Below are 19,035 nucleotides of genomic sequence, written 5' to 3' on the forward strand. Positions count from 1 at the left end.
CCAACTAGCACTCTATACACGAGAGTGCCAGCACTCAAGGGCTGGGTTCGCCAGGTTCGGATCGAGGCCCGCTCGAACGATTCCGAGTCGAGGACAACGCACGGAATTTCCATGGCAGCCGCGGGAGGCGATGTGCTGATTCGGAGCCGAATCGCCGAAAGCAGACGCCTTTTTCTTGTTTTTTTCGAGGACCCGAAATTGCACCGAAACCCCAGGTAGAACATCTCGATATTCCGCAAGACAAGCAACCGAACGAAGCCGCGGACTCGCATCGACGCTGGAAGTAACGTTACGATAACGGAGCTGTCCGAACGATAACGATCGACAACTGTGCCGCGACAAGGCACCTGAAGCAGTCGATTCAGCGCATATACAGGGTGGGAGGTTCACGATGAGAATTGGCGTGGGCATCTCCACCGGCTCCGAGGTCGTGTGCGCCGCTCTCGTCTCCGTCGACAGCGACGGCAGCCGCGAGGTCGACTACCGCACGGTCTCGGCCGATCGCCAAGCCAATACCGACATGGGCGATCTGGTCGTTTCCGCCATCGAACTCATGGCCTCGCTCATTCCCGGGCACCGAGAACCCGACGCCATAGCCGTGACCTACCGTACCGAGGAGCACGCTGCAGGTATCCGAGCCGCGCTCGCGCACACCACCCGGGACGTTCGACTGGTTCCCGAATCTGCGGCCGCGACAGCACACCTGACGACCACCGGTCTGATCGACCGATACGCCACGATCTCCCTGGTGGATCTCGGAGCATCGGGCCTGTCGGTCACCGTGACCGACCGAGCCACCGGCACAGTGCTCTCCCACGGCCGCTCGGAGACCGTCCACGGCAACGCACTGAACGCGCTGGTCAAAAATCTCGTCCAGGACATGACCCGCGACAACCTCCGAGACGATATCCGCGACGACCGCGGAATCGGCTCGGCCCGGTACCGGTCGATCAAGGAGCAGCTCTCCCGCGTGGACGAGGTCCGGATAGAGCGGTACAGCGGGGTACCGCTGACCGTGACCCGGGACGCGTTCGACGCCGCTGCCTCCCCGATCTTCGACACCGCCGCTCAGTACGTGCGCGAGGTGTTCGACAACAGTGCCCGTGAGCCCGAGGCGATCGTGTCGATCGGTGGCGGCGCACACATACCTCTGCTCGCCGCAACGCTCACCGCGAAGTTCCGCGTTCCGGTGATTCGACTCCCCGAACCCGACGCCGTTCTCGCCATCGGCGCAGCCACCGTTGCCGCATCTTCCGTCTGCGGCGAGTACCAACTGGTGACGGCAGCCCGGAACGCCACTGGAAAGGTGAGCCGATACGCCGGTGCGATCGCCGCAGCCGTCGTCGCAGGCGGTCTGGTTCTCGCCTACGGCGTGCAGACGATGAATCCGGCCGATGATCCCAATGTCTCGCCTGCCGGAAGCGCCGCCCAATCAGCGGCTCGATCGGACAACGGCGGACCGGTCGCGCAGGATTCGTCACTCGACGGTCGGACGACACCCGGCAGCACCCCCGGCGAGCGTCCCGGTCCGAGCGCAACCACGATCGACTCCTCGGAATTCTCGGCGACGCCGACCACGTCGGCACCTCTCACCACGACCCCGACGCTGCGTCCTGGCCCCGATCTGCCGTCGATCGAATGGCCGGTCGACTCCGCACCGGAACGCACGTCCCTGGAAGCCACCAGCGAGGAATCGACCCGACCTCGGCCTACGATCACCACCGCTCCGGCCGACCCCTCGGACACGACCGACGCCACCGAACCGAGCCAGTCGAGCCCGGTCAGCCCGGAGCCGACGCCGGAAAACACACCCGAGGCCACCGATGAGTACACCGAGGTGCCGACGGAATCGATCGTCGTGCCGACCACCGACGCGAGTGCGTCGGAATCGACGCCGGAACTGACTCCGCCACCGACCGTGTGGTCTCCTCCGGTGACGACGCCCGAGGCGTCACCGCAGACGAGCGAGCCGCGCACCTCGGAATCATCGACGCCGAGCACACCCTCCGGCTCCACCACCCGAGGCAGTCAGCCAGGCACCTGACTGGTCGCCACCGACAGCCCCGGATCGGTCACCGCGGTGAGAGCGGACGGCTCGGCGCCGCCCGCAACGAGATGAGCGCCCAGGGCCGCGATCATGACGCCGTTATCGGTACACAATCGCGGCTTCGGAATTCTCAGAGTCAAACCCTGCTCAGCACAACGACTTTCGATCAACGATCGAATCCGCGAGTTGGCAGTGGCACCTCCACCCAGAACGATCGTATCGACATCGACATCGGTTGCCGCTCGGACCGCTTTCATCGTCAACACATCGGCGACGGACTCCTGGAACGACGCCGCGATGTCCGCAACGGGAATCGGATCACCGGCGCGTTGCCTGGCCTCGACGAACCGAGCCACGGCGGTCTTGACTCCGGAGAACGAGAAGTCGTAGCGCGCATCCCGCGGTCCGGTCATACCGCGCGGAAACGCAATCGCGGCCGGATCACCCTCGCGCGCAGCCGCATCCAGAGCCGGCCCGCCGGGATAACCCAATCCGAGCAATCGCGCGACTTTGTCGAACGCCTCCCCGGCGGCGTCGTCGACGGTAGTCCCGAGCTCGACGATCGGTCGTGACAAATCATCGACGTGCAGCAGATGAGTGTGCCCACCGGAGACCAACAGCGCCACGCACGACGGCATCGGACCGTGTTCGAGCGTGTCGACCGCAACGTGACCACCGAGGTGATTGACCGCATAGAACGGCACTCCCCACGCGGCGGCATACGCCTTGGCTGCGGCAACTCCGACCAACAATGCCCCGGCCAACCCGGGACCGATCGTCACCGCGACGGCATCGGGGCGCTCGATATCGGCGGCCGCCAGCGCCCGCCGCATGGTCGGCACGATGGCCTCGAGGTGTGCCCGTGATGCGACCTCCGGCACCACCCCGCCGTAGCGCGCATGCTCGTCGACGCTCGATGCGACCTCGTCGGCCAACAGCTCGCAGTGACCCGCATCGGCCCACCGAACGATTCCGACTCCCGTTTCGTCGCAGGAACTTTCGATACCCAAGACGATCATCGGGATGATCCTTCCGTGTTCTCCGGCCGACGCATGGTGAAGGCATCGGCTCCGCTCGGCTGGTAGTACTTGGCCCTGGTACCCACGATCTCGAACCCCTCGCGTCGGTACAACTCGATGGCAGGTTCGTTGTCGGTGCGGACCTCGAGAAAGACCGGGCCACCGTGTTCGTCCGCCACCCGAAGCAGTTCCCCGAGCAATTGCCCCCCGATCCCTCTGCGGTGATGATTCGGGTCCACGCCGATGGTGTGCACCTCGGCCTCACCGACGGCGAACGCGCCGCGGGTGGGCTGCCCGAGCAACGCAACCCCGGCGTAGCCGACCACCTCGCCGTTCTCGCGTGCCGTGACGTAATGATTGTGCGGCGCAGCCAGTTCCGCGATGAACGCATCCTCGGGCCATGGACTGTCGCCCTCGAACAGCACCGTCTCGAGATACGCACAACGCGGGGCGTCCTGCACCGTCATCGGCTCGATGGATGCTGTCACTGCCGTGCCTTCGCTGCCGCCCGCTCGTCGAGCGTCTTGGCGTCGGGGCGGCGGAGGTACAGCGGAACGAGCGGACCCGGGACTGCCCGGCCCTCGACATCAGCGGCGGCGACCGCGACCAGACCCGCCGGAGACGGTGCCTGCACGTCGCGAACAGCAAGCCCGAACGCCGCCGCATGCGGGGCGGACCCGGCGACCGCATCGACTCCGCCGTACTCCAACTCCGCCGGAGCAATGACATCGGGGCCGCCCACCCGAACGCCGGCTTCGTAACGTGCCCAATAGATTTCGCGTCGACGCGCATCGGTCACCACCAGCAGGCAGCCAGGTTCGGCGACATCTGCAGCGATGGCATCGAGGCTGCAGACGCCGTAGACCGGCGCACCGAGCGCGTCACCGAACGCCGCCGCCGTCGCCATTCCCACCCGCAACCCGGTGTACGGGCCGGGCCCGACACCGACGACAACGGCATCGAGGTCGGCAGCAGTGATACCGGATTCGGTGAGGCACTCGAGAATGTTGGGGGTCAGAATCTCCGCATGCGACCTTGCGTCCACCCGAACCCGCATGGCCACAGTCGTCACTGCGGCATCGGAGTCGGCGGACTCGGTCAAGCGCACCACACCTGCGGTGACGGCGGGAGTCGACGTATCGACGGCAAGTACCAGCACGAGGTTTCAGGGTACCCGCCCACCGACGAGCAGAGTCACTCCCGTGGCGCATGGATCCGTTGGAATGCGGCGGTGACATCGTCGGTCGCGTCGACCATCGCCTACGTGACGACAGATTCCACTCGGCTCGCCACCACGCGTCGGATCTCGGAATCCGGGTCTCGCGTCAACCGGACCGACACGTGCCGCTCCGCGAGTTTCTCCACCAGCCCCTCGCCCCATTCGACGACGACGATCGCATCGGTGAGATCGGTGTCGAGATCGAGAGCATCGAGCTCGTCGAGGGCGGACTGTCCCGTCAGGCCGAGCCGATAAGCGTCCACGTGCACCAGTGCCACCGGCGGCAATCCACGAGGCCTCGGCCCGGGCCGATGCTCACGGGCAATGACGAAGGTGGGCGAGGTCACGCGCCCCTGCACACCGAGGCCCGCCGCGATGCCTTTGGTCATGGCGGTCTTACCGGCACCCAACGGACCGTCGAGAATCACCAGATCTCCCGCAACCAGAACGTTCGCCAGTCGCGCACCGAACTCGGCGGTCTCTGCGGCGGTGGCCAAGTCGGCTTCCACCGGCAAGGTCAGTGACTCCTCAGACAATGCCCCACCGGCGTTTCTTGCCTGCGGCCTCGACCGCCCGAGCCACCAGACGCACGATCGCGGCGTTGACCTGATCCGGAAATTCGAGCTGGACCAGGTGCCCACCCTGGCGAACACGCACCATCTCCGATCGCGGCAAGGACTCGGCCAGTGCCTGCGAACTACTGAACGGAATGATCCAGTCCTCGTCGCCGCACACCACCGCCACCGGAATGTTCTCGAATTCCGCCAGCGCCTCCGATTCGTCGTGCAGCTCGAGCGTCTCGAGAAAGTTGACGATGGTGACGACGGAGGTGTCGTCGATCATCGATTGGGAGAACTCCACCAATCGAGGCGAGACCCTGGTGCCGTAGGAGGCCGCGCGCAGCACAGGTGAGATGAGCGCGCGCACCGCGCCACGCCCGAATTGCACGAGACCCGGCGACGTACGGACCGCGAGCCGAAATGCGTCGACCGCCGGGTTCTGCAAACTCCGACCCACTCCGGACCGAGCCAGACCCGCTGCGGTCGTCGAGATCAGCACCGCCCCGATCACTCGCTGACGCAGCACATCCGCTCGTTGCCGTGCCATGGACAGTATCGACATCCCGCCCATCGAGTGTCCCACCAGGATGATGCGTCCCTCGGGTACCACCGCGCGGATCACCGCGTCTAGATCGAGACCGAGCTGGCCGATAGTGCAGCTCTCCGGGGTGGGCACACCCGAGCGTCCGTGCCCGCGCTGGTCGTAGAACACCATGCGCACCGTCCCGCCCCACTGCTGTTCGAGCCCGCGGCGCTGAAAATGCCACGAGGAGGTGCGCAGGCAGTAGCCGTGCACGAAGACGACGGTCAGATCTGCATCCGACGGGCCGACCTCGCGAATCGCCAGTGGCACACCGTCGTCCGCGGTGACGATGCTGCCGCGGTCGGCATCCATGAGGTCGAGATTCTCGGTTGCCAGTGGATCCTTGTTGGACCGAAACACCGTCTCGCGCACTACGATTGAAATACTTTCCAGAAATCCGAGCATGATCTAATGTGTCGCCTCCCCTGAGCGCGCGTCGACGAACCGTCGTCGAACACGTCCACGAATGCCGGTGACGACTTCGTAGCTGATCGTGTCGAGCGCGTCTGCCCAATCCTGAGCGTTCGCCTCGCCCCTGTCCCCTGTGCCGAACAATAACGCCTCGTCGCCGAGCGCGACACCCGAGCCGTCACCGCCGAGGTCGACGACGAACTGGTCCATACATACTCGTCCCACCGAGGGATAGCGCCGACCTGCGATCGTCACCTCGAACCGACCACTGAGGCTCCGGACGACGCCGTCGGCGTATCCGAGCGCGACGAGGGCGACCACGGTGTCGGTCGGCGCGGTCCAGGTATAGCCGTACGACACCGATTCACCTTCGCTCACCGCCTTGATGTTCACAACCTGCGCCGACAGGGTCATCACCGGCCGCAAGCCGAACATTCCCAACGACGGCACGGGCGACAAACCGTACAGAGCGATACCCGGACGGACCATGTCGAAACCGAGATCGGGCCGGGTCAGGGTGGCTGCCGAGTTGGACAGGTGCACAACCGCCGGAGGCGTTCCGCGCCTGGTGGCGCGAGCGACCGCATCGCGGAGACGCTCGGCCTGAGCATCGTTGGCCGGGTGATCGGGTTCATCGGCGCAGGCCAAGTGCGAGAACATTCCGGTCAACCGCACACTGCCCGACGCGACGGCCGCTGCCGTCGTATCGAGCACGGCATCGAGATCTGCCTCCGCGACCCCGTTGCGGTTCAAACCTGTATCGATCTTGAGCGAGACGTCGGCGGTATCCCCGACACGCTCCGCTGCATCCACCACTGCGTCGAGTTGCCGCGAAGTGGATACGCCGATTCCCACCCGCTCGGTGATGGCAGCAGCGAAATCCGAATCCACACGGTGCAACCACGTCAGCACCGGCACGTCGATCCCCGCTGCGCGCAGTTCGAGGGCCTCGCCGATGGTTGTGACGCCGAGTTCCTGCGCGCCCGCCGCGACCGCAGCACGCGCCACCTCGACGCCGCCGTGGTTGTATCCGTCGGCCTTCACGACCGCCATCACGGAGGCATGTCCGGCGAACTGCTGCAATACGCGAACGTTGTGGGCCACCGCATCGAGACCGATCGACGCCACCGCGCCCGAATCGGTTCTCGCAATGCTGCAGCCGGTAGTCACAACGTTCGATAGTGCCACCCGAGCCACGCGTACGACGGACCAGGGTGGCACGACACATGACACACTCGGTCTCTCGAGCGACGCAGAAACTATCCGGACCCCACTGTGAGTGAGCGCACGATACGAATCGCCTCCGGGATGGCCGCGCACAAACGACTCGCCGACACCGGTGCCGCGAGTTCTCCCCCTGACCCCTGCGCAGCGCGCGCTGCGGCCAATGCGTGAACTCGCGCCCCACAGGCCGCCGCCGTCGACGGTGCCATTCCCGATGCCAGCAAGGATCCGACAATGCCCGACAGCACATCACCGGACCCTGCCGTCGAAGCGGCCGATCCACCCGCGTCGCTCACCACGGTGGTGCCGTCCGGATCGGCGATGATCGTTGCGCGCCCCTTGAGCAGCACGGTCACACCCCACCGGGAGGCGAGATCACGCACAGCACCCACGCGGTCGGGACCGGGGTCCGCTCCGGTCAGACGGGCGAATTCTCCTGCGTGCGGGGTCAGCAGAGTCGGTGCAGTGCGCCCGGCGACCCAACTTTCGTTGCGAGCGAGAATCGTCAGCGCGTCCGCATCGACGACCACCGGTAGATCTGTCTCCAACACGGTCCGCACGATCTCTGCCGAATCCTCGCCGGTTCCGAAGCCAGGGCCGACCGCCCACGCCTGCACTCTCCCGGCCGCCTCGAGATCCGGGGCGACGACGACCTCAGGATGGTGCGAGACAACGTCGTTACCTGCACTGCCCACGTAACGGACCATGCCGGAGGTCGCCGAGACAGCGGCTCCGACACACAGCAGCGCCGCACCGGCGAACTCCGCACTGCCCGCGAGGACACCTACGACACCCTGCGAGTACTTGTCGTCCGAGGCAGTAGGAACAGGCCAGATTCGCCCGACCTCGGCCGGCTCGAACGATGTCATCGCCGGAGCCGGGAGCTCCAGTCCGATATCGACCAGATCGATGCGGCCACAACGAGGCACGGCGAGGACGTGCACCGGTTTGCGGGCACCGAACGTCACCGTCACATCGGCCGTCACGGCAGGCCCCGGCGCCGCACCGGTCTCGGGATCGACTCCGCTGGGTACATCGACAGCCACGATCGGTGCGGTGACCTGCCCGAGAACCGCAGCGGCGTCGGGTCGCAGCGGGCCCTTTCCCGAAATTCCCACGATGGCGTCGATGACGATATCGGCCGGTCCGCACCGGCTCACCACTCGTCCGCCCGACGCGCGTAACGCCTCCAGCCCCGCGGCATGTGCCCTCGCCGGGTCGAGTAGCAGCGCAGACACCGACACGCCACGCCGACGCAGAAACGCCCCGGCCCACAGACCGTCGCCGCCGTTGTCGCCCGTGCCCACCAGAATCGTCACTCGTCGACCGGCGACGCCACCCGTGCGCTCGGCCAGCTCGCGGGCCACGATCGTCGCCACACCGTACGCAGCGCGGCGCATCAGCACACCGTTCGGCAACGACTTCAGCAGCGGCGCTTCCGCGTTCCGAATCTGCTCGGGTGTGTAGTAGCCACGCATGTTCACGTCCTCTCGTTGCAACACCGCTGCACCCTTACGTCCCGAGACGACCGGGGTGCCGCCGCCGGCAGGTCGACTACTACTCGACGGTGACGGACTTGGCCAGATTTCGCGGCTTGTCCACGTCGTAGCCACGCGCCTGCGCGACCTCGGCGGCGAACACCTGCAACGGGATCGTCGACAACAGCGGCTGCAACAACGTGGATGCGGCCGGAATCTCGATCAGATTGTCCGCGAAAGGCCGGACGGCCTCGTCGCCTTCCTCGGCGATGACGACCGTCCACGCACCACGGGCCTGAATCTCGCGAATGTTGCTCAGCATCTTCGAATGCAACACCGCGCGACCCTTCGGTGACGGCATCACGATGATCACCGGCACACCGTCCTCGATGAGCGCGATGGGTCCGTGCTTGAGCTCGCCCGCCGCAAAGCCCTCCGCGTGCATGTACGCGAGTTCCTTGAGCTTGAGCGCGCCTTCGAGCGCAACCGGGTACCCCACGTGGCGGCCGAGGAACAGAATTGTCGTGGCCGTCGACAATTCACGCGCGAGCGCTCGCACCGGTTCCACCGTTTCGAGAACCCGCTGCACCAACTCCGGCATGGCTTCGAGTTCGGCGAACTCGCGGGCGACCTCGTCGGGGTACTTGGTGCCGCGTGCCTGGGCCAACGCCAGACCGACCAGATAATTGGCAGTCACCTGAGCGAGAAATGCCTTGGTGGAGGCCACGCCGATCTCCGGACCCGCCCGGGTGTACAGAACAGCGTCGGCCTCGCGAGGAATCTGCGAGCCGTTGGTGTTGCAGACCGCGAGAACGCGCGCCTTCTGATCCTTGGCATGCCGCACGGCTTCGAGCGTGTCCGCGGTTTCGCCGGACTGCGAAATGGCGACCACCAGGGTCGATCGATCCAGGACCGGATCGCGATAGCGGAATTCGCTGGCCAGTTCGACCTCGACCGGGAGCCTGGTCCAGTGCTCGATGGCGTACTTGGCGAGCAGACCCGAGTGGTACGCACTGCCGCAGGCCACGACGAACACCTTGTCCACGTCGCGCAGTTCCTGATCGGACAGGCGCTGCTCGTCGAGCACGATTCGACCGTTGGCGAAATGCCCGAGCAGCGTGTCCGCCACTGCGGCAGGCTGCTCCTGGATCTCCTTGAGCATGAAGTAGTCGTGGCCGCCCTTCTCGGCAGCTGCCAAATCCCAGTCGATGCGGAACGGACGCCCCTGTACTTCGTTTCCTTCGAAGTCACTGATGTCGTATCCGTCGGCGGTGATGACGACGACCTGATCCTGGCCGAGTTCGACGGCATCGCGGGTGTGCTCGATGAACGCAGCGACATCGGATCCGAGGAACATCTCGCCGTCGCCGACACCGAGCACCAGCGGCGTGGAGCGGCGCGCCGCGACGATCGTGTCCGCATGATCGGAATGGGTGAACACCAGGGTGAAAGCACCTTCGAGTCGCCGCAGTACTGCTTTCGCGCTGGCAACGAAGTCGCCTGCGGTCGGGCCGTCTGCGTAGGCGCGAGCGACCAGGTGCACCGCGACCTCGGTGTCGGTATCGGAGAGGAACTCCACCCCTACCGCTTCGAGCTCGGCGCGCAGCGGAGCAAAGTTCTCGATGATGCCGTTGTGCACCACTGCGACCGTGCCCGACGCATCACGATGTGGATGGGCATTGCGGTCGGTCGGCCGTCCGTGAGTCGCCCACCGAGTGTGGCCCATCCCGGTGGTGCCCACGAACTTGTCGGTGCCGACGTCGTCGAGCTCGGCTTCCAAATTCGCCAGCCGACCCGCCTTACGCTCGATCGCGCTTGCGCCCGCACCATCGAGTATCGCGATCCCCGCCGAGTCGTAGCCCCGATATTCCATACGCCGAAGCGCTTCGACCACCACACCCAGAGCTGGGCGGTGGCCGACGTAACCCACGATTCCGCACATGGTGATTGAGGGTACTCGGCACGACCCGCACGACCCATTCGCTCAGGTGAACGTGTCCGGTGTGCCCGCCACGAGCCAAGGTTCGGTACCGTCATCTCTCGTGGCGAAACCCAAGAAGCTGGCATCTGCTCTCTCCAAGCGCGGCCCGCACAAGGTACTCCGAGGCAACCTGGCCTTGGCCGGGCAACCCGGCGTCGTCTACACCCCGGCCGAGGGCTTCGGCCTGCCCGGCGTGGCCTTCGCGCACGGCTGGATGCTCCGACCTGGCCATTACACCGACACCTTGAAGCACTTGGCGTCCTGGGGCATCGTCGTTGCAGCACCTGATTCCGAGCGCGGGATCGTTCCCTCGCACCGGGGCCTCGCCACCGACCTGGGCACTGTGCTCGACATCATGACCGGAGTGCGGCTCGGGCCGGGCAACATCAGCGTGCATCCGGAGAAACTCGCCACAGCCGGTCACGCGATGGGTGCCGGAGCCGCTGTCCTCGCCGCCTCGACCCGGTCCGACATCAAAGCCGTCGCAGCACTGTTCCCGGCACCGACTGCCCCCTCGTCCGAGCACGCCGCAGCCGGTCTGACCGTGCCCGGGCTCGTCGTCGGCGACAACTCGAACGCGGATTCGCTCACCGACAACTCGCTCGCACTTGCCCAGGCCTGGCCCGGAAACCCCGTCCTGCGACGGGTGGACGGCTCGTCAGCGGATGGATTCGTCGAGGGTCGGCGGATTCTCGGTGCCCTCGGCATCAACAAACCCGATCGCAAGACCCAGCAGCGCACCCGAGCCGTACTGACCGCGTTCCTGCTGTTCCACCTGACCGGTGACTCCGACTACGAGGAGCTGGCCGGATCGACCGGCGAGATCGACGGCACCAGGGCTGTCGATCCACACTCACCGCTCGACGCGCAGCCCAAGCCGAAGGCCTCTGCGTCGATCAAGGCTCTGCTCGGACGCGGCTGAACGCCGGCCTTCAGACCAACCACGATCGGGGCCGCTGTTCGGGTTCGGTCTCGACATGCGATGACGGCTCTCGACGATCCAGATGAGCGGGCTGCAGTACCGAACCGCGATGGGGATCGATGTCGTGATCGGGACTGATCGCGATGTCCGAGTCGAGGTGGTCTCGAACAGCGGTGGGAGTTCGGGCCCGACGAATCACCTCGGCTGCATCCGCCAGCCCCCGTCGATGTTCGTCGCGTATCCGATGCAGCTCTCGCCGCCACCAGCCGTCCGAGCTCACAGTGCCCCCGCCTCGCTCAGGCCGGCACCGGTGCCCGGCCCGGGCTGCGGTCCATCGAGGTGGGGCTGATCGTCGGATGCAGGGCGATCCGCCGATACCGAATGTGCCGCCGCGAGCGGTTCATCCACGGCAGGTGCGCCAGCCGAGTCCTCACCGATGGGCGGGGCATCCCCGCCCGGCTCGGTCCGGCACTGCTCCTGCGCGTCCTCCCCCGGATCGGACGAGACATCGCCGAGACCCGATTCCGTCGGCGCTGGTTCGGTCGGCACTGGTTCCGTCGGCGCTGGTTCCGTCGGCGCTGGTTCCGGCACCATGTGGTCCCGAGATATCGGGTCCGGGGCCATCGGTTGCGGCGCTACCGGGCCCGGCGCTACCGGGTCCGGGGGCATCGGGTCGGTAGTTTCGGGGGCCGGTACTGGTTCGGCCGCCGCAGCCTGCTGTGAGTTCGCCTCACTGCCGGGAACCTCGACGACCTCGGGCAGTCCCAACGGACCAATTCGTAGCTCGAACGAGCGAATCCCGAGCCCCGGGGTGTCGAGTTCCAGCGAGACCGCACCATCGTGCTCGAGCGCGATACGGGCCCGATGGCCATCGAGCTCCGCTTCGAGATGGCCGCGCTCATCCGCGTCGGCAGCTCCAGGCGGCGACGGCGATCCAGCACCGGAGATGCCGTCCGGCATCGACGCCCCGCCGTCCGCCTCCCGAGGACCAGCTGCCGATGGACCCTCGGTACGGGCGCGGTCTGCACTGCCGCTGGGCTCGCGGTCGGCACTGTTATCGCGGTCGGCACTGTTGTCAGGGCCCTCGGTATCCAAGGCGTCCTCGACCCGCCCGACGATCTCGGTCACCACCCGATCCACCAACCCGTCCAGTGCATGGCCGAGCGCGGCACCGGGCACCGCCCCGTCGAACAGTGCGCCGGGTTCCGCGCCGCCACCGCCGCCACCGCCGACTGTGGCGGGGTCGTTCGCCGACCCTGTCGTCGTCGGCCCCGCTGGTTCCGGTGCCGCAGATCCCGCAGGTATTGCCGGGGGCGACGCAGGCCCGTCGAACACCGGCCATGGATCGGCTGGTGCCACTACACCGGGGGTGATCGTCCAACCCCGGTCGTCCAGCTCGGCGAACGAGGGCTCGTGCACGCTGTCCAGCGCCTTCACGACCAACGCCAGACAGTCGCGCACGGCGGTATCGGTGCAGCTGCAGGCATGCATGACGGCGTCGCACGTGCCCTTCATCCGTGGCACGAACTCGGTGTCGATCCAGCTCCGACAACGCGCCGCCACCTCGGCCGCGAACTCGTCGGAGAGATCGGGGCTGCCCGCTCGCTCGGCGAGGTCGGGGAATGCCGAACCCAAGCGGGGGAACACCGACTCCCGATCGACCGGAAGGCATTCGATTCCGGACGCCAGCAAAATCGCGTCGATCTGATCGGCGTTCTTACCGTCGACAGTCTCGATATCCAGACCTCCGACCAGTTCCGCCTTATCGGTGACAGCCTCGCGGAGAACGTCGACGGCGGCGCACATCGTTTGATGGGAATCCTCGATCGCAAGGAGAAAGTCCGCCGCGGTCTGCTGCTCCGCTGCGAGGTAGCTCTGCACGGCATCGCCTGCGTCGCCGTGCCATCGCAACCTCAGAACTCGGCGCAATTGAATGTGTTCTTCGAGTTGTTCGGCGAGTACTGCAGACATCGCCTCGACCGCGTCTGCATCGGCATCTAGCGCCGCCAGGTTCAGGCCCCGTTGCTCGTCGTATCTCGCACACACCTGCTCGTACTCCGGGCAACCGCCCCTACCGGGCACTCGACCGACCAGAGGCAGGAAGCGCTCGAAATGCAGCAGACCGGTCGCGTGCGCGTCGAGAATGTCCTCGACCGACGAGCCCGGCGTCAGCGAGTCGCGTGGAGGCGTCATCGAGGAAACTCGATCGCCCGGACGGTGGCCTCGTCCTGGCTTTCGTACTCGTTCATCGACGCGGTGAGGGCGTCGGAAATGTCGTCGACCGAGGATTTCCACGCCCCGACTGCGCGGCCGAGCCCCAGGTGAGCCCGAGTGTAGGCGGCTCCGAGATCGCGGTAGTTCCGCCCGGCCCCCGCCGCACCGAAGCCTGGATCGGCCACGCTGTCTGCAGCGCCGCCGAGGACATCGGCCGATGCCGCCAGGGCATCCGCAACTCCTCTGACGCGGACCACGTCCACCACGAATCCATCGCTCATACGTCCCGCCCCCTTCACGTGCCCCTTTCCGACTATGACGTGCGCCGACGCACATCGGTTCCGCACGGAGCGGTAACGTCCCGATGTGAAATGTCAGTAACAGGTACCTGAAGTAGCTTCACCAGCTGCTCAACGACCGAGGAGTCCCATGCACATCGGAACGATGCTGAATTACAGCGGTGGTTTCAACGAGACCGTTGCCGAGGTCGCCGAGCTCGAGAAGGCAGGTCTCGACATCATCTTCGTGCCCGAGGCCTACTCGTTCGACGCCGTCAGCCAACTGGGATTCCTCGCAGCCAAGACGAGCACCATCAAGATCGCGTCGGGCATCTTCCAGATCTACACCAGGACACCGTCATTGACCGCCATGACCGCGGCGGGGCTCGACTACGTCTCGGAGGGTCGATTCGTCCTCGGGCTGGGGGCCTCGGGACCGCAGGTGGTCGAAGGCTTCCATGGGGTCAAGTACGACGCACCCATCGCGAGAACCCGTGAGGTCATCGAGATCTGCAGGCAGGTCTGGCGACGCGAAAAGGTGCAACATCAGGGCAAGTACTACCAGATTCCGCTGCCCGCCGACCGAGGCACCGGGCTCGGCAAGCCCCTCAAGCTGATCAATCACCCTGTGCGCGATCGTATTCCGGTTGTGATTGCTGCTCTGGGCCCCAAGAACGTCGAGCTCACCGCCGAGATCGCCGAAGGCTGGCAGCCCATCTTCTACTTCCCCGAGAAAGCTGCCGACGTGTGGGGCGATTCCCTCGAGGCAGGCAAGGCCAAGCGTGATCCTTCACTGGGCGAACTCGAGGTGTTCGCAAGCCCCACCCTGGCCATCGGCGAGGATGCGGAGAAGTACCTTCCCTGGGTCAAGCCGCATCTGGCGCTCTACATCGGCGGCATGGGAGCCAAGGGGAAGAACTTCTACAATTCGCTGGCTCAGCGGTACGGCTACGAGGCCGAGGCCGCGAAGATCCAGGACCTCTACCTTGCCGGCAAGAAGGAAGAAGCTGCAGCCGCCGTCCCCGACGAGCTCGCCCGCTCGGTCAATCTCATCGGGCCGGAAAGCTACGTCAAGGAGCGGGTCGCCGCGTTCGCCGAAGCGGGAGTCACCACGCTCAATGTCGCGCCGCTGGCCGAGAACACCGCGGGCCGCGTCGCGCAGCTGACTGCACTGCGCGAACTCACCGACTGAAAGATCAGACCGACGCGACCCGGCCCGCCAGCTCCTCGGCGAGCCGGGTCGCCAGGTCGAGTTCGGACGCTTCGACCATCACTCGCACCAACTGTTCGGTACCGCTGGGACGCAACAGGACTCGACCCGTCTCCCCGAGCTCACGCTCGGCCACGGCCACCGCGTCGGAGACGGACGGAGCCGATGCCACGGCTGCCTTGTCCGATACGCGCACGTTGATCAGCACCTGCGGCAAAGTCCGCATCACCGACGCGAGATCGGCGAGAGTACGTCCGGTCTGCGCAATCCGTTCCATCAGCCGCAACGCGGTCGCGATTCCGTCGCCCGTAGTTCCGACCGCGGGAAGCACGAGGTGCCCGCTCTGCTCACCGCCGAGCGCGAATCCCCCGCGACGCAATTCCTCGAGCACATATCGGTCCCCGACGGCGGTGGTACGCAGCGTGATTCGAGCCTCACGCATCGCGATGTGGAGCCCGAGATTGCTCATGACCGTGGCGACCAACGTGTTGTCGGTCAACTGACCCGCATCGCGCATCGCGATGGCCAGCACCGCCATGATCGCGTCCCCGTCCACCACTGCACCCGATGCGTCGACGGCGAGGCATCGATCGGCATCTCCGTCGTGCGCGATGCCGAGGTCGGCTCCGTGCTCCACGACGGCCTTCTGCAACCCCTCGAGGTGCGTCGAACCGCACCCGTCGTTGATGTTGATGCCATCGGGCTCGGCATTGATCGCTACGACCGTGGCACCGGCCCGTCGATAGATCTCCGGTCCGACGACGGAGGCGGCACCGTGCGAGCAGTCCACCACGACGCGCAGGCCGTCGAGTCGATGGGAGACCGAGGCCACGAGATGCTCGGTGTAGCGGCCTCCCGCGTCCTGCGCGAGTTCGATACGGCCGATCGAGGCACCGGTGACGTCGAGCGGGAGCCCGTCTCCGCGGGAGGGGCCAGTCGAATCGAGGGCCGCCTCTATTCGGTCTTCCACGTCGTCGTCGAGTTTGTGGCCACCTGCGGCAAAGATCTTGATCCCGTTGTCGGGCATCGCGTTGTGGGATGCAGAGATCATCACACCGAGTGCCGCACCGTATTCGGCTGTCAGGTATGCGACCGCGGGCGTGGGCAGCACACCGACGTCGATCACGTCGACACCCGAGGCAGTGAGACCGGCCGATACCGCGGCACCGAGCATCGCACCACTGATGCGCGGATCTCGGCCGACCACTGCCACGCACCTGCCTGCGTCGGTGTTCGGTGCCAATACGCTGGCTGCGGCTCGCGCGATCTTCATCGCCAGTTCTGCAGTCAGAACCCCGCCTGCGAGTCCCCGAACCCCGTCGGTACCGAACAATCGCGCCATGAACCAAGAACTCCTTCGAGCGGAGAGAAAGTCGTGAGAAACGGCTCGAGGGCAGGCGTCCGATACTGCTGGATGCCTGCCCTCGAGGATGAAACGGGTAAGACGCGTCAGCGCTTGGAGTACTGCGACGCCTTACGGGCCTTCTTCAGGCCGTACTTCTTGCGCTCGACTGCACGAGCGTCACGCGTGAGGTAGCCGGCAGCCTTGAGTGCCGGGCGATCATCGGGCGTGACCTCGATGAGGGCTCGCGAGATGGCCAGACGCAACGCGCCTGCCTGTCCCGACGGTCCGCCACCATGCAGCAGTGCGGTGATCTCGAAGGACTCTGCGCGGTCGACGAGCACCAGCGGAGCCTTGATGAGCTGCTGGTGCACCTTGTTGGGGAAGTAGTCCTCCAGGGTGCGACCGTTGAGCTTGAAGCCGCCGCCACCCGAGGACAGCCGGACGCGAGCGACAGCTTCCTTACGACGACCGACGGTCTGGATCGGGCGATCGAACACGATCGGAGCCGGAGCCGCGGCAGCAGCCTCGATGTCCGAGGTCACCTCGGGCTCTTCGACTGCCACGAACTCGTCGGCGGCGATCTCTTCGATGTTCTCCTGCGACGTCACGTCATTTCCCTCCGGCGCCGTCACTGGGACACCTGCTTGATCTCGAACGGTACGGGCTGCTGAGCGGCGTGCGGGTGGTTCGGACCCGCGTAGACCTTCAGCTTGCTCGCGATGGCATTACCGAGCTTGTTCTTGGGGATCATGCCGACGACGGCCTTCTCCACGAGACGATCGGGGTTGTTCTCGAGCACCTGGCGAGTCGAGCGCGACTTCAGACCGCCCGGATGGCCGGAGTGGTGGTGATGGAACTTGCCGTCGAGCTTGTTGCCACTGATGGCAACCTTCTCGGCATTGATGATGACGACGAAGTCGCCACCGTCGACGTTGGGTGCGTAGGTGGGCTTGTGCTTGCCACGGAGCAGAGTCGCAGCCTGGACGGCGAGGCGTCCGAGCACGACGTCCGTGGCGTCGATCACATGCCACGTCCGGGTGGTGTCCCCGGCCTTCGGGGCGTAAGTAGACACAGAAAATTCCTGTCTTCATGATGTCGCTGCTGGCCAAGACGAGTGAGTGCCCTCGGCGGCCAGTTGAGACCCGAGGACAAGAGCTCGATACGCATCGACAATGCGCGGCGAGCCCATACACGCCAACGGGAGACGATACCGGGAGTGCTCGCCCAGGTCAAAACGCCTCAGCGCAGTCGGACGCACAGCACGCACCGCCGAGCGGCGGGAAGCGCGTCGAGCCGCATCAGCGGAATCTCGCGGCCACACCGCTCGCAGGAACCGTACGTGCCGGCGGCGAGCCGCGCTCGGGCCGCGTCGATCTCGCGGAGCTCGGACTCGGTGTCGTCGATCAGAGCGGCGATCTTCGCGCGCTCGAAAGCGATCGTCGACCCCTCCGGGTCGTGCTCGTCGTCGTCGGTGGTCCAGCGCGATCCTTCGATCACCGACGCCAGTTCCTCCCGAAGGGACTCGAGCCGGTGTTCGGAACGCGACCGTTCCCCCTCGAGGACGGCTCCGAAATCCATCATCACAACAGTAGACACCGAACAGCTGCCGGATCGAGTGAAACTGCCTGTGCCCCGACCGATTCCTCGGCCGGGGCACAGGCAGTTTCAGAACGTCGAGAGAGAAAAGTCAGCGCGCCATCCGCGCTTTGTTGGCCATTTCGACGCCGTGCATGGTCTCGCCACCGGTGCGGGCGGCCGCCACGAGGCTCGACAGGATGAGGTTGAGCTCGTCGGATGCAGAATTCCACTGGCGCTGCAGCTCGAAGTACGACGTCATCGCGTCGCCCTCCCACGACTGATAGAGCCGCTTAGCGGTGCTGTCCACGTCTGCCAGCAGGTCCTTGGTCACGTTCGCCTGCTTGTTCATCGCCTCGGTCAACGCCGCGATCTGCGCGAAGTCGTATTTCATGTCGGTTCGGTCTCCTAGGTCGGGCTTGGTCGGGTGGTACGTGCGGTCACCGGATACGAGGGTCTATTTGAAGCTGGACAGGCCCGAGTTCAGGGATCCGGCTACCTGGTTGACGGCCGCGACATTGTCGTCGTCGGCGTCCGAGTAGCCGTGGCCGTTGGTCTTGATATCCGCCGAGATCTGCTCCAACGCACTGCGCATCTTCTGCGCACTGGTATCCCATTGCGCCATGACATCCTGAAACGACTTGCCCGCCTTACCGACCCAGGCCTGGGCGGTCTGCTCGACGATGGAGCGAACCGCCGAATTGGAGGCGTTGATCGACACGCTCAGACCCTCGATCGTGGCACCGGCAGCCATCAGCTCCTGTGGTGTGACTGTGACGCCGTTCGACGAACCCGTAGATTCCGGTCCCCCTGGATATCCCACTTCGACTCCTTGTTTCGTTGTTCGATTCCGTGCACCCGCGGTACACGTGATGCTCGACCGAGTAGCCGTGTTCGGCCCTCTCACTCCCCTACATCTCCTTGGACGCAGCGACCCCTCGGTTCGGTTCCGACCGGGCCGGAAATACT

At 65.8% G+C, this 19,035-nt stretch carries 20 protein-coding genes; 3 read left to right on the forward strand and 17 right to left on the reverse strand.

Annotated features, from left to right (window positions below):
* The first annotated feature begins 391 nt into the window (after positions 1-391).
* The gene (locus tag ACOQFP_RS23505) at positions 392-2,044 is read left to right on the forward strand and encodes an Hsp70 family protein (RefSeq protein ID WP_421585715.1); all 1,653 of its coding nucleotides are present in this window, start codon (positions 392-394) and stop codon (positions 2,042-2,044) included.
* On the opposite strand, the gene tsaD is transcribed toward ACOQFP_RS23505, so the two are convergent.
* The 8 genes from tsaD to glmS all read right to left on the reverse strand — a co-directional run bounded on the left by tsaD (position 2,029) and on the right by glmS (position 10,483).
* On the reverse strand, positions 2,029-3,066 hold the full coding sequence (gene tsaD / locus ACOQFP_RS23510) for a tRNA (adenosine(37)-N6)-threonylcarbamoyltransferase complex transferase subunit TsaD (RefSeq protein WP_206491814.1): 1,038 nt from the start codon (positions 3,064-3,066) through the stop codon (positions 2,029-2,031). The two genes, ACOQFP_RS23505 and tsaD, sit on opposite strands and share 16 nt — an antisense overlap.
* The gene (rimI, locus tag ACOQFP_RS23515) at positions 3,063-3,554 is read right to left on the reverse strand and encodes a ribosomal protein S18-alanine N-acetyltransferase (protein WP_341244215.1); all 492 of its coding nucleotides are present in this window, start codon (positions 3,552-3,554) and stop codon (positions 3,063-3,065) included. The genes tsaD and rimI overlap by 4 nt, the downstream gene beginning before the upstream one ends.
* Complete coding sequence (gene tsaB / locus ACOQFP_RS23520) at positions 3,551-4,225, reverse strand: tRNA (adenosine(37)-N6)-threonylcarbamoyltransferase complex dimerization subunit type 1 TsaB (protein ID WP_341244216.1); 675 nt, start codon at positions 4,223-4,225, stop codon at positions 3,551-3,553. Before tsaB ends, rimI begins: the two co-directional genes overlap by 4 nt.
* 101 nt (positions 4,226-4,326) lie before the next feature.
* The gene (gene tsaE, locus ACOQFP_RS23525) at positions 4,327-4,821 is read right to left on the reverse strand and encodes a tRNA (adenosine(37)-N6)-threonylcarbamoyltransferase complex ATPase subunit type 1 TsaE (protein ID WP_206491821.1); all 495 of its coding nucleotides are present in this window, start codon (positions 4,819-4,821) and stop codon (positions 4,327-4,329) included.
* Positions 4,814-5,833, reverse strand: coding sequence for an alpha/beta fold hydrolase (locus ACOQFP_RS23530; RefSeq protein ID WP_421585716.1), 1,020 nt, complete (start codon positions 5,831-5,833; stop codon positions 4,814-4,816). The genes tsaE and ACOQFP_RS23530 overlap by 8 nt, the downstream gene beginning before the upstream one ends.
* 3 nt (positions 5,834-5,836) lie before the next feature.
* Positions 5,837-7,009, reverse strand: a complete 1,173-nt coding sequence (alr, locus tag ACOQFP_RS23535) for an alanine racemase (RefSeq protein WP_421585717.1) — start codon at positions 7,007-7,009, stop codon at positions 5,837-5,839.
* Between the two features lie 89 nt (positions 7,010-7,098).
* Complete coding sequence (locus tag ACOQFP_RS23540; protein WP_421585765.1) at positions 7,099-8,541, reverse strand: NAD(P)H-hydrate dehydratase; 1,443 nt, start codon at positions 8,539-8,541, stop codon at positions 7,099-7,101.
* Positions 8,542-8,620: 79 nt separating this feature from the next.
* Positions 8,621-10,483 (reverse strand): glutamine--fructose-6-phosphate transaminase (isomerizing), encoded by a 1,863-nt coding sequence (glmS, locus tag ACOQFP_RS23545; RefSeq protein ID WP_206491825.1) that lies wholly within the window; start codon positions 10,481-10,483, stop codon positions 8,621-8,623.
* Positions 10,484-10,583: 100 nt separating this feature from the next.
* On the opposite strand from glmS, the gene ACOQFP_RS23550 reads away from it, so the two are divergent.
* On the forward strand, positions 10,584-11,444 hold the full coding sequence (locus ACOQFP_RS23550) for a chlorophyllase/cutinase-like alpha/beta fold protein (RefSeq protein ID WP_421585718.1): 861 nt from the start codon (positions 10,584-10,586) through the stop codon (positions 11,442-11,444).
* Positions 11,445-11,454: 10 nt separating this feature from the next.
* Here the strand turns inward: ACOQFP_RS23550 and ACOQFP_RS23555 are convergent, their stop codons facing one another.
* The 3 genes from ACOQFP_RS23555 to ACOQFP_RS23565 are packed head-to-tail and all read right to left on the reverse strand — an operon-like array spanning position 11,455 to position 13,939.
* A complete protein-coding gene (locus tag ACOQFP_RS23555) occupies positions 11,455-11,724 on the reverse strand; it encodes a hypothetical protein (RefSeq protein WP_421585719.1) in 270 nt (89 codons plus the stop codon).
* Positions 11,721-13,637, reverse strand: a complete 1,917-nt coding sequence (locus tag ACOQFP_RS23560; RefSeq protein WP_421585720.1) for a hypothetical protein — start codon at positions 13,635-13,637, stop codon at positions 11,721-11,723. The genes ACOQFP_RS23555 and ACOQFP_RS23560 overlap by 4 nt, the downstream gene beginning before the upstream one ends.
* The gene (locus tag ACOQFP_RS23565; protein WP_421585721.1) at positions 13,634-13,939 is read right to left on the reverse strand and encodes a hypothetical protein; all 306 of its coding nucleotides are present in this window, start codon (positions 13,937-13,939) and stop codon (positions 13,634-13,636) included. The genes ACOQFP_RS23560 and ACOQFP_RS23565 overlap by 4 nt, the downstream gene beginning before the upstream one ends.
* Before the next feature lie 148 nt (positions 13,940-14,087).
* On the opposite strand from ACOQFP_RS23565, the gene ACOQFP_RS23570 reads away from it, so the two are divergent.
* On the forward strand, positions 14,088-15,128 hold the full coding sequence (locus ACOQFP_RS23570; protein ID WP_206491834.1) for an LLM class F420-dependent oxidoreductase: 1,041 nt from the start codon (positions 14,088-14,090) through the stop codon (positions 15,126-15,128).
* A 4-nt stretch (positions 15,129-15,132) separates the two neighbouring features.
* On the opposite strand, the gene glmM is transcribed toward ACOQFP_RS23570, so the two are convergent.
* From glmM to ACOQFP_RS23600, 6 genes are all read right to left on the reverse strand, one after another.
* Positions 15,133-16,488: a phosphoglucosamine mutase gene (gene glmM / locus ACOQFP_RS23575; RefSeq protein WP_421585722.1), complete on the reverse strand. Its 1,356-nt coding sequence runs from the start codon at positions 16,486-16,488 to the stop codon at positions 15,133-15,135.
* A gap of 107 nt (positions 16,489-16,595) precedes the next feature.
* A complete protein-coding gene (gene rpsI / locus ACOQFP_RS23580; RefSeq protein ID WP_206491839.1) occupies positions 16,596-17,123 on the reverse strand; it encodes a 30S ribosomal protein S9 in 528 nt (175 codons plus the stop codon).
* Positions 17,120-17,563 carry a 50S ribosomal protein L13 gene (gene rplM / locus ACOQFP_RS23585; RefSeq protein WP_027496344.1) on the reverse strand — a complete coding sequence of 148 codons (444 nt, stop codon included), beginning with the start codon at positions 17,561-17,563 and terminating at the stop codon, positions 17,120-17,122. Before rplM ends, rpsI begins: the two co-directional genes overlap by 4 nt.
* Positions 17,564-17,730: 167 nt before the next feature.
* The gene (locus ACOQFP_RS23590) at positions 17,731-18,072 is read right to left on the reverse strand and encodes a TraR/DksA C4-type zinc finger protein (protein WP_421585723.1); all 342 of its coding nucleotides are present in this window, start codon (positions 18,070-18,072) and stop codon (positions 17,731-17,733) included.
* Between the two features lie 106 nt (positions 18,073-18,178).
* On the reverse strand, positions 18,179-18,460 hold the full coding sequence (locus tag ACOQFP_RS23595) for a WXG100 family type VII secretion target (protein WP_206491842.1): 282 nt from the start codon (positions 18,458-18,460) through the stop codon (positions 18,179-18,181).
* A gap of 63 nt (positions 18,461-18,523) precedes the next feature.
* Positions 18,524-18,973, reverse strand: coding sequence for a WXG100 family type VII secretion target (locus tag ACOQFP_RS23600; RefSeq protein WP_341244647.1), 450 nt, complete (start codon positions 18,971-18,973; stop codon positions 18,524-18,526).
* Positions 18,974-19,035 lie beyond the last annotated feature (62 nt).

It is taken from the genome of Rhodococcus sp. MALMAid1271 (assembly GCF_049195265.1).
In the GTDB taxonomy this organism is placed as follows: domain Bacteria; phylum Actinomycetota; class Actinomycetes; order Mycobacteriales; family Mycobacteriaceae; genus Rhodococcoides.

Bases quoted from the DNA above. Each gene is read 5' to 3' on its own strand.
- ACOQFP_RS23505 (WP_421585715.1), top strand. From the start codon at position 392: ATGAGAATTGGCGTGGGCATCTCCACCGGCTCCGAGGTCGTGTGCGCC.
- tsaD (WP_206491814.1), bottom strand. From the start codon at position 3,066: ATGATCGTCTTGGGTATCGAAAGTTCCTGCGACGAAACGGGAGTCGGA.
- ACOQFP_RS23530 (WP_421585716.1), bottom strand. From the start codon at position 5,833: ATGCTCGGATTTCTGGAAAGTATTTCAATCGTAGTGCGCGAGACGGTG.
- ACOQFP_RS23540 (WP_421585765.1), bottom strand. From the start codon at position 8,541: ATGCGTGGCTACTACACACCCGAGCAGATTCGGAACGCGGAAGCGCCG.
- glmS (WP_206491825.1), bottom strand. From the start codon at position 10,483: ATGTGCGGAATCGTGGGTTACGTCGGCCACCGCCCAGCTCTGGGTGTG.
- ACOQFP_RS23560 (WP_421585720.1), bottom strand. From the start codon at position 13,637: ATGACGCCTCCACGCGACTCGCTGACGCCGGGCTCGTCGGTCGAGGAC.
- ACOQFP_RS23565 (WP_421585721.1), bottom strand. From the start codon at position 13,939: ATGAGCGATGGATTCGTGGTGGACGTGGTCCGCGTCAGAGGAGTTGCG.
- ACOQFP_RS23570 (WP_206491834.1), top strand. From the start codon at position 14,088: ATGCACATCGGAACGATGCTGAATTACAGCGGTGGTTTCAACGAGACC.
- glmM (WP_421585722.1), bottom strand. From the start codon at position 16,488: ATGGCGCGATTGTTCGGTACCGACGGGGTTCGGGGACTCGCAGGCGGG.
- ACOQFP_RS23590 (WP_421585723.1), bottom strand. From the start codon at position 18,072: ATGATGGATTTCGGAGCCGTCCTCGAGGGGGAACGGTCGCGTTCCGAA.
- ACOQFP_RS23595 (WP_206491842.1), bottom strand. From the start codon at position 18,460: ATGAAATACGACTTCGCGCAGATCGCGGCGTTGACCGAGGCGATGAAC.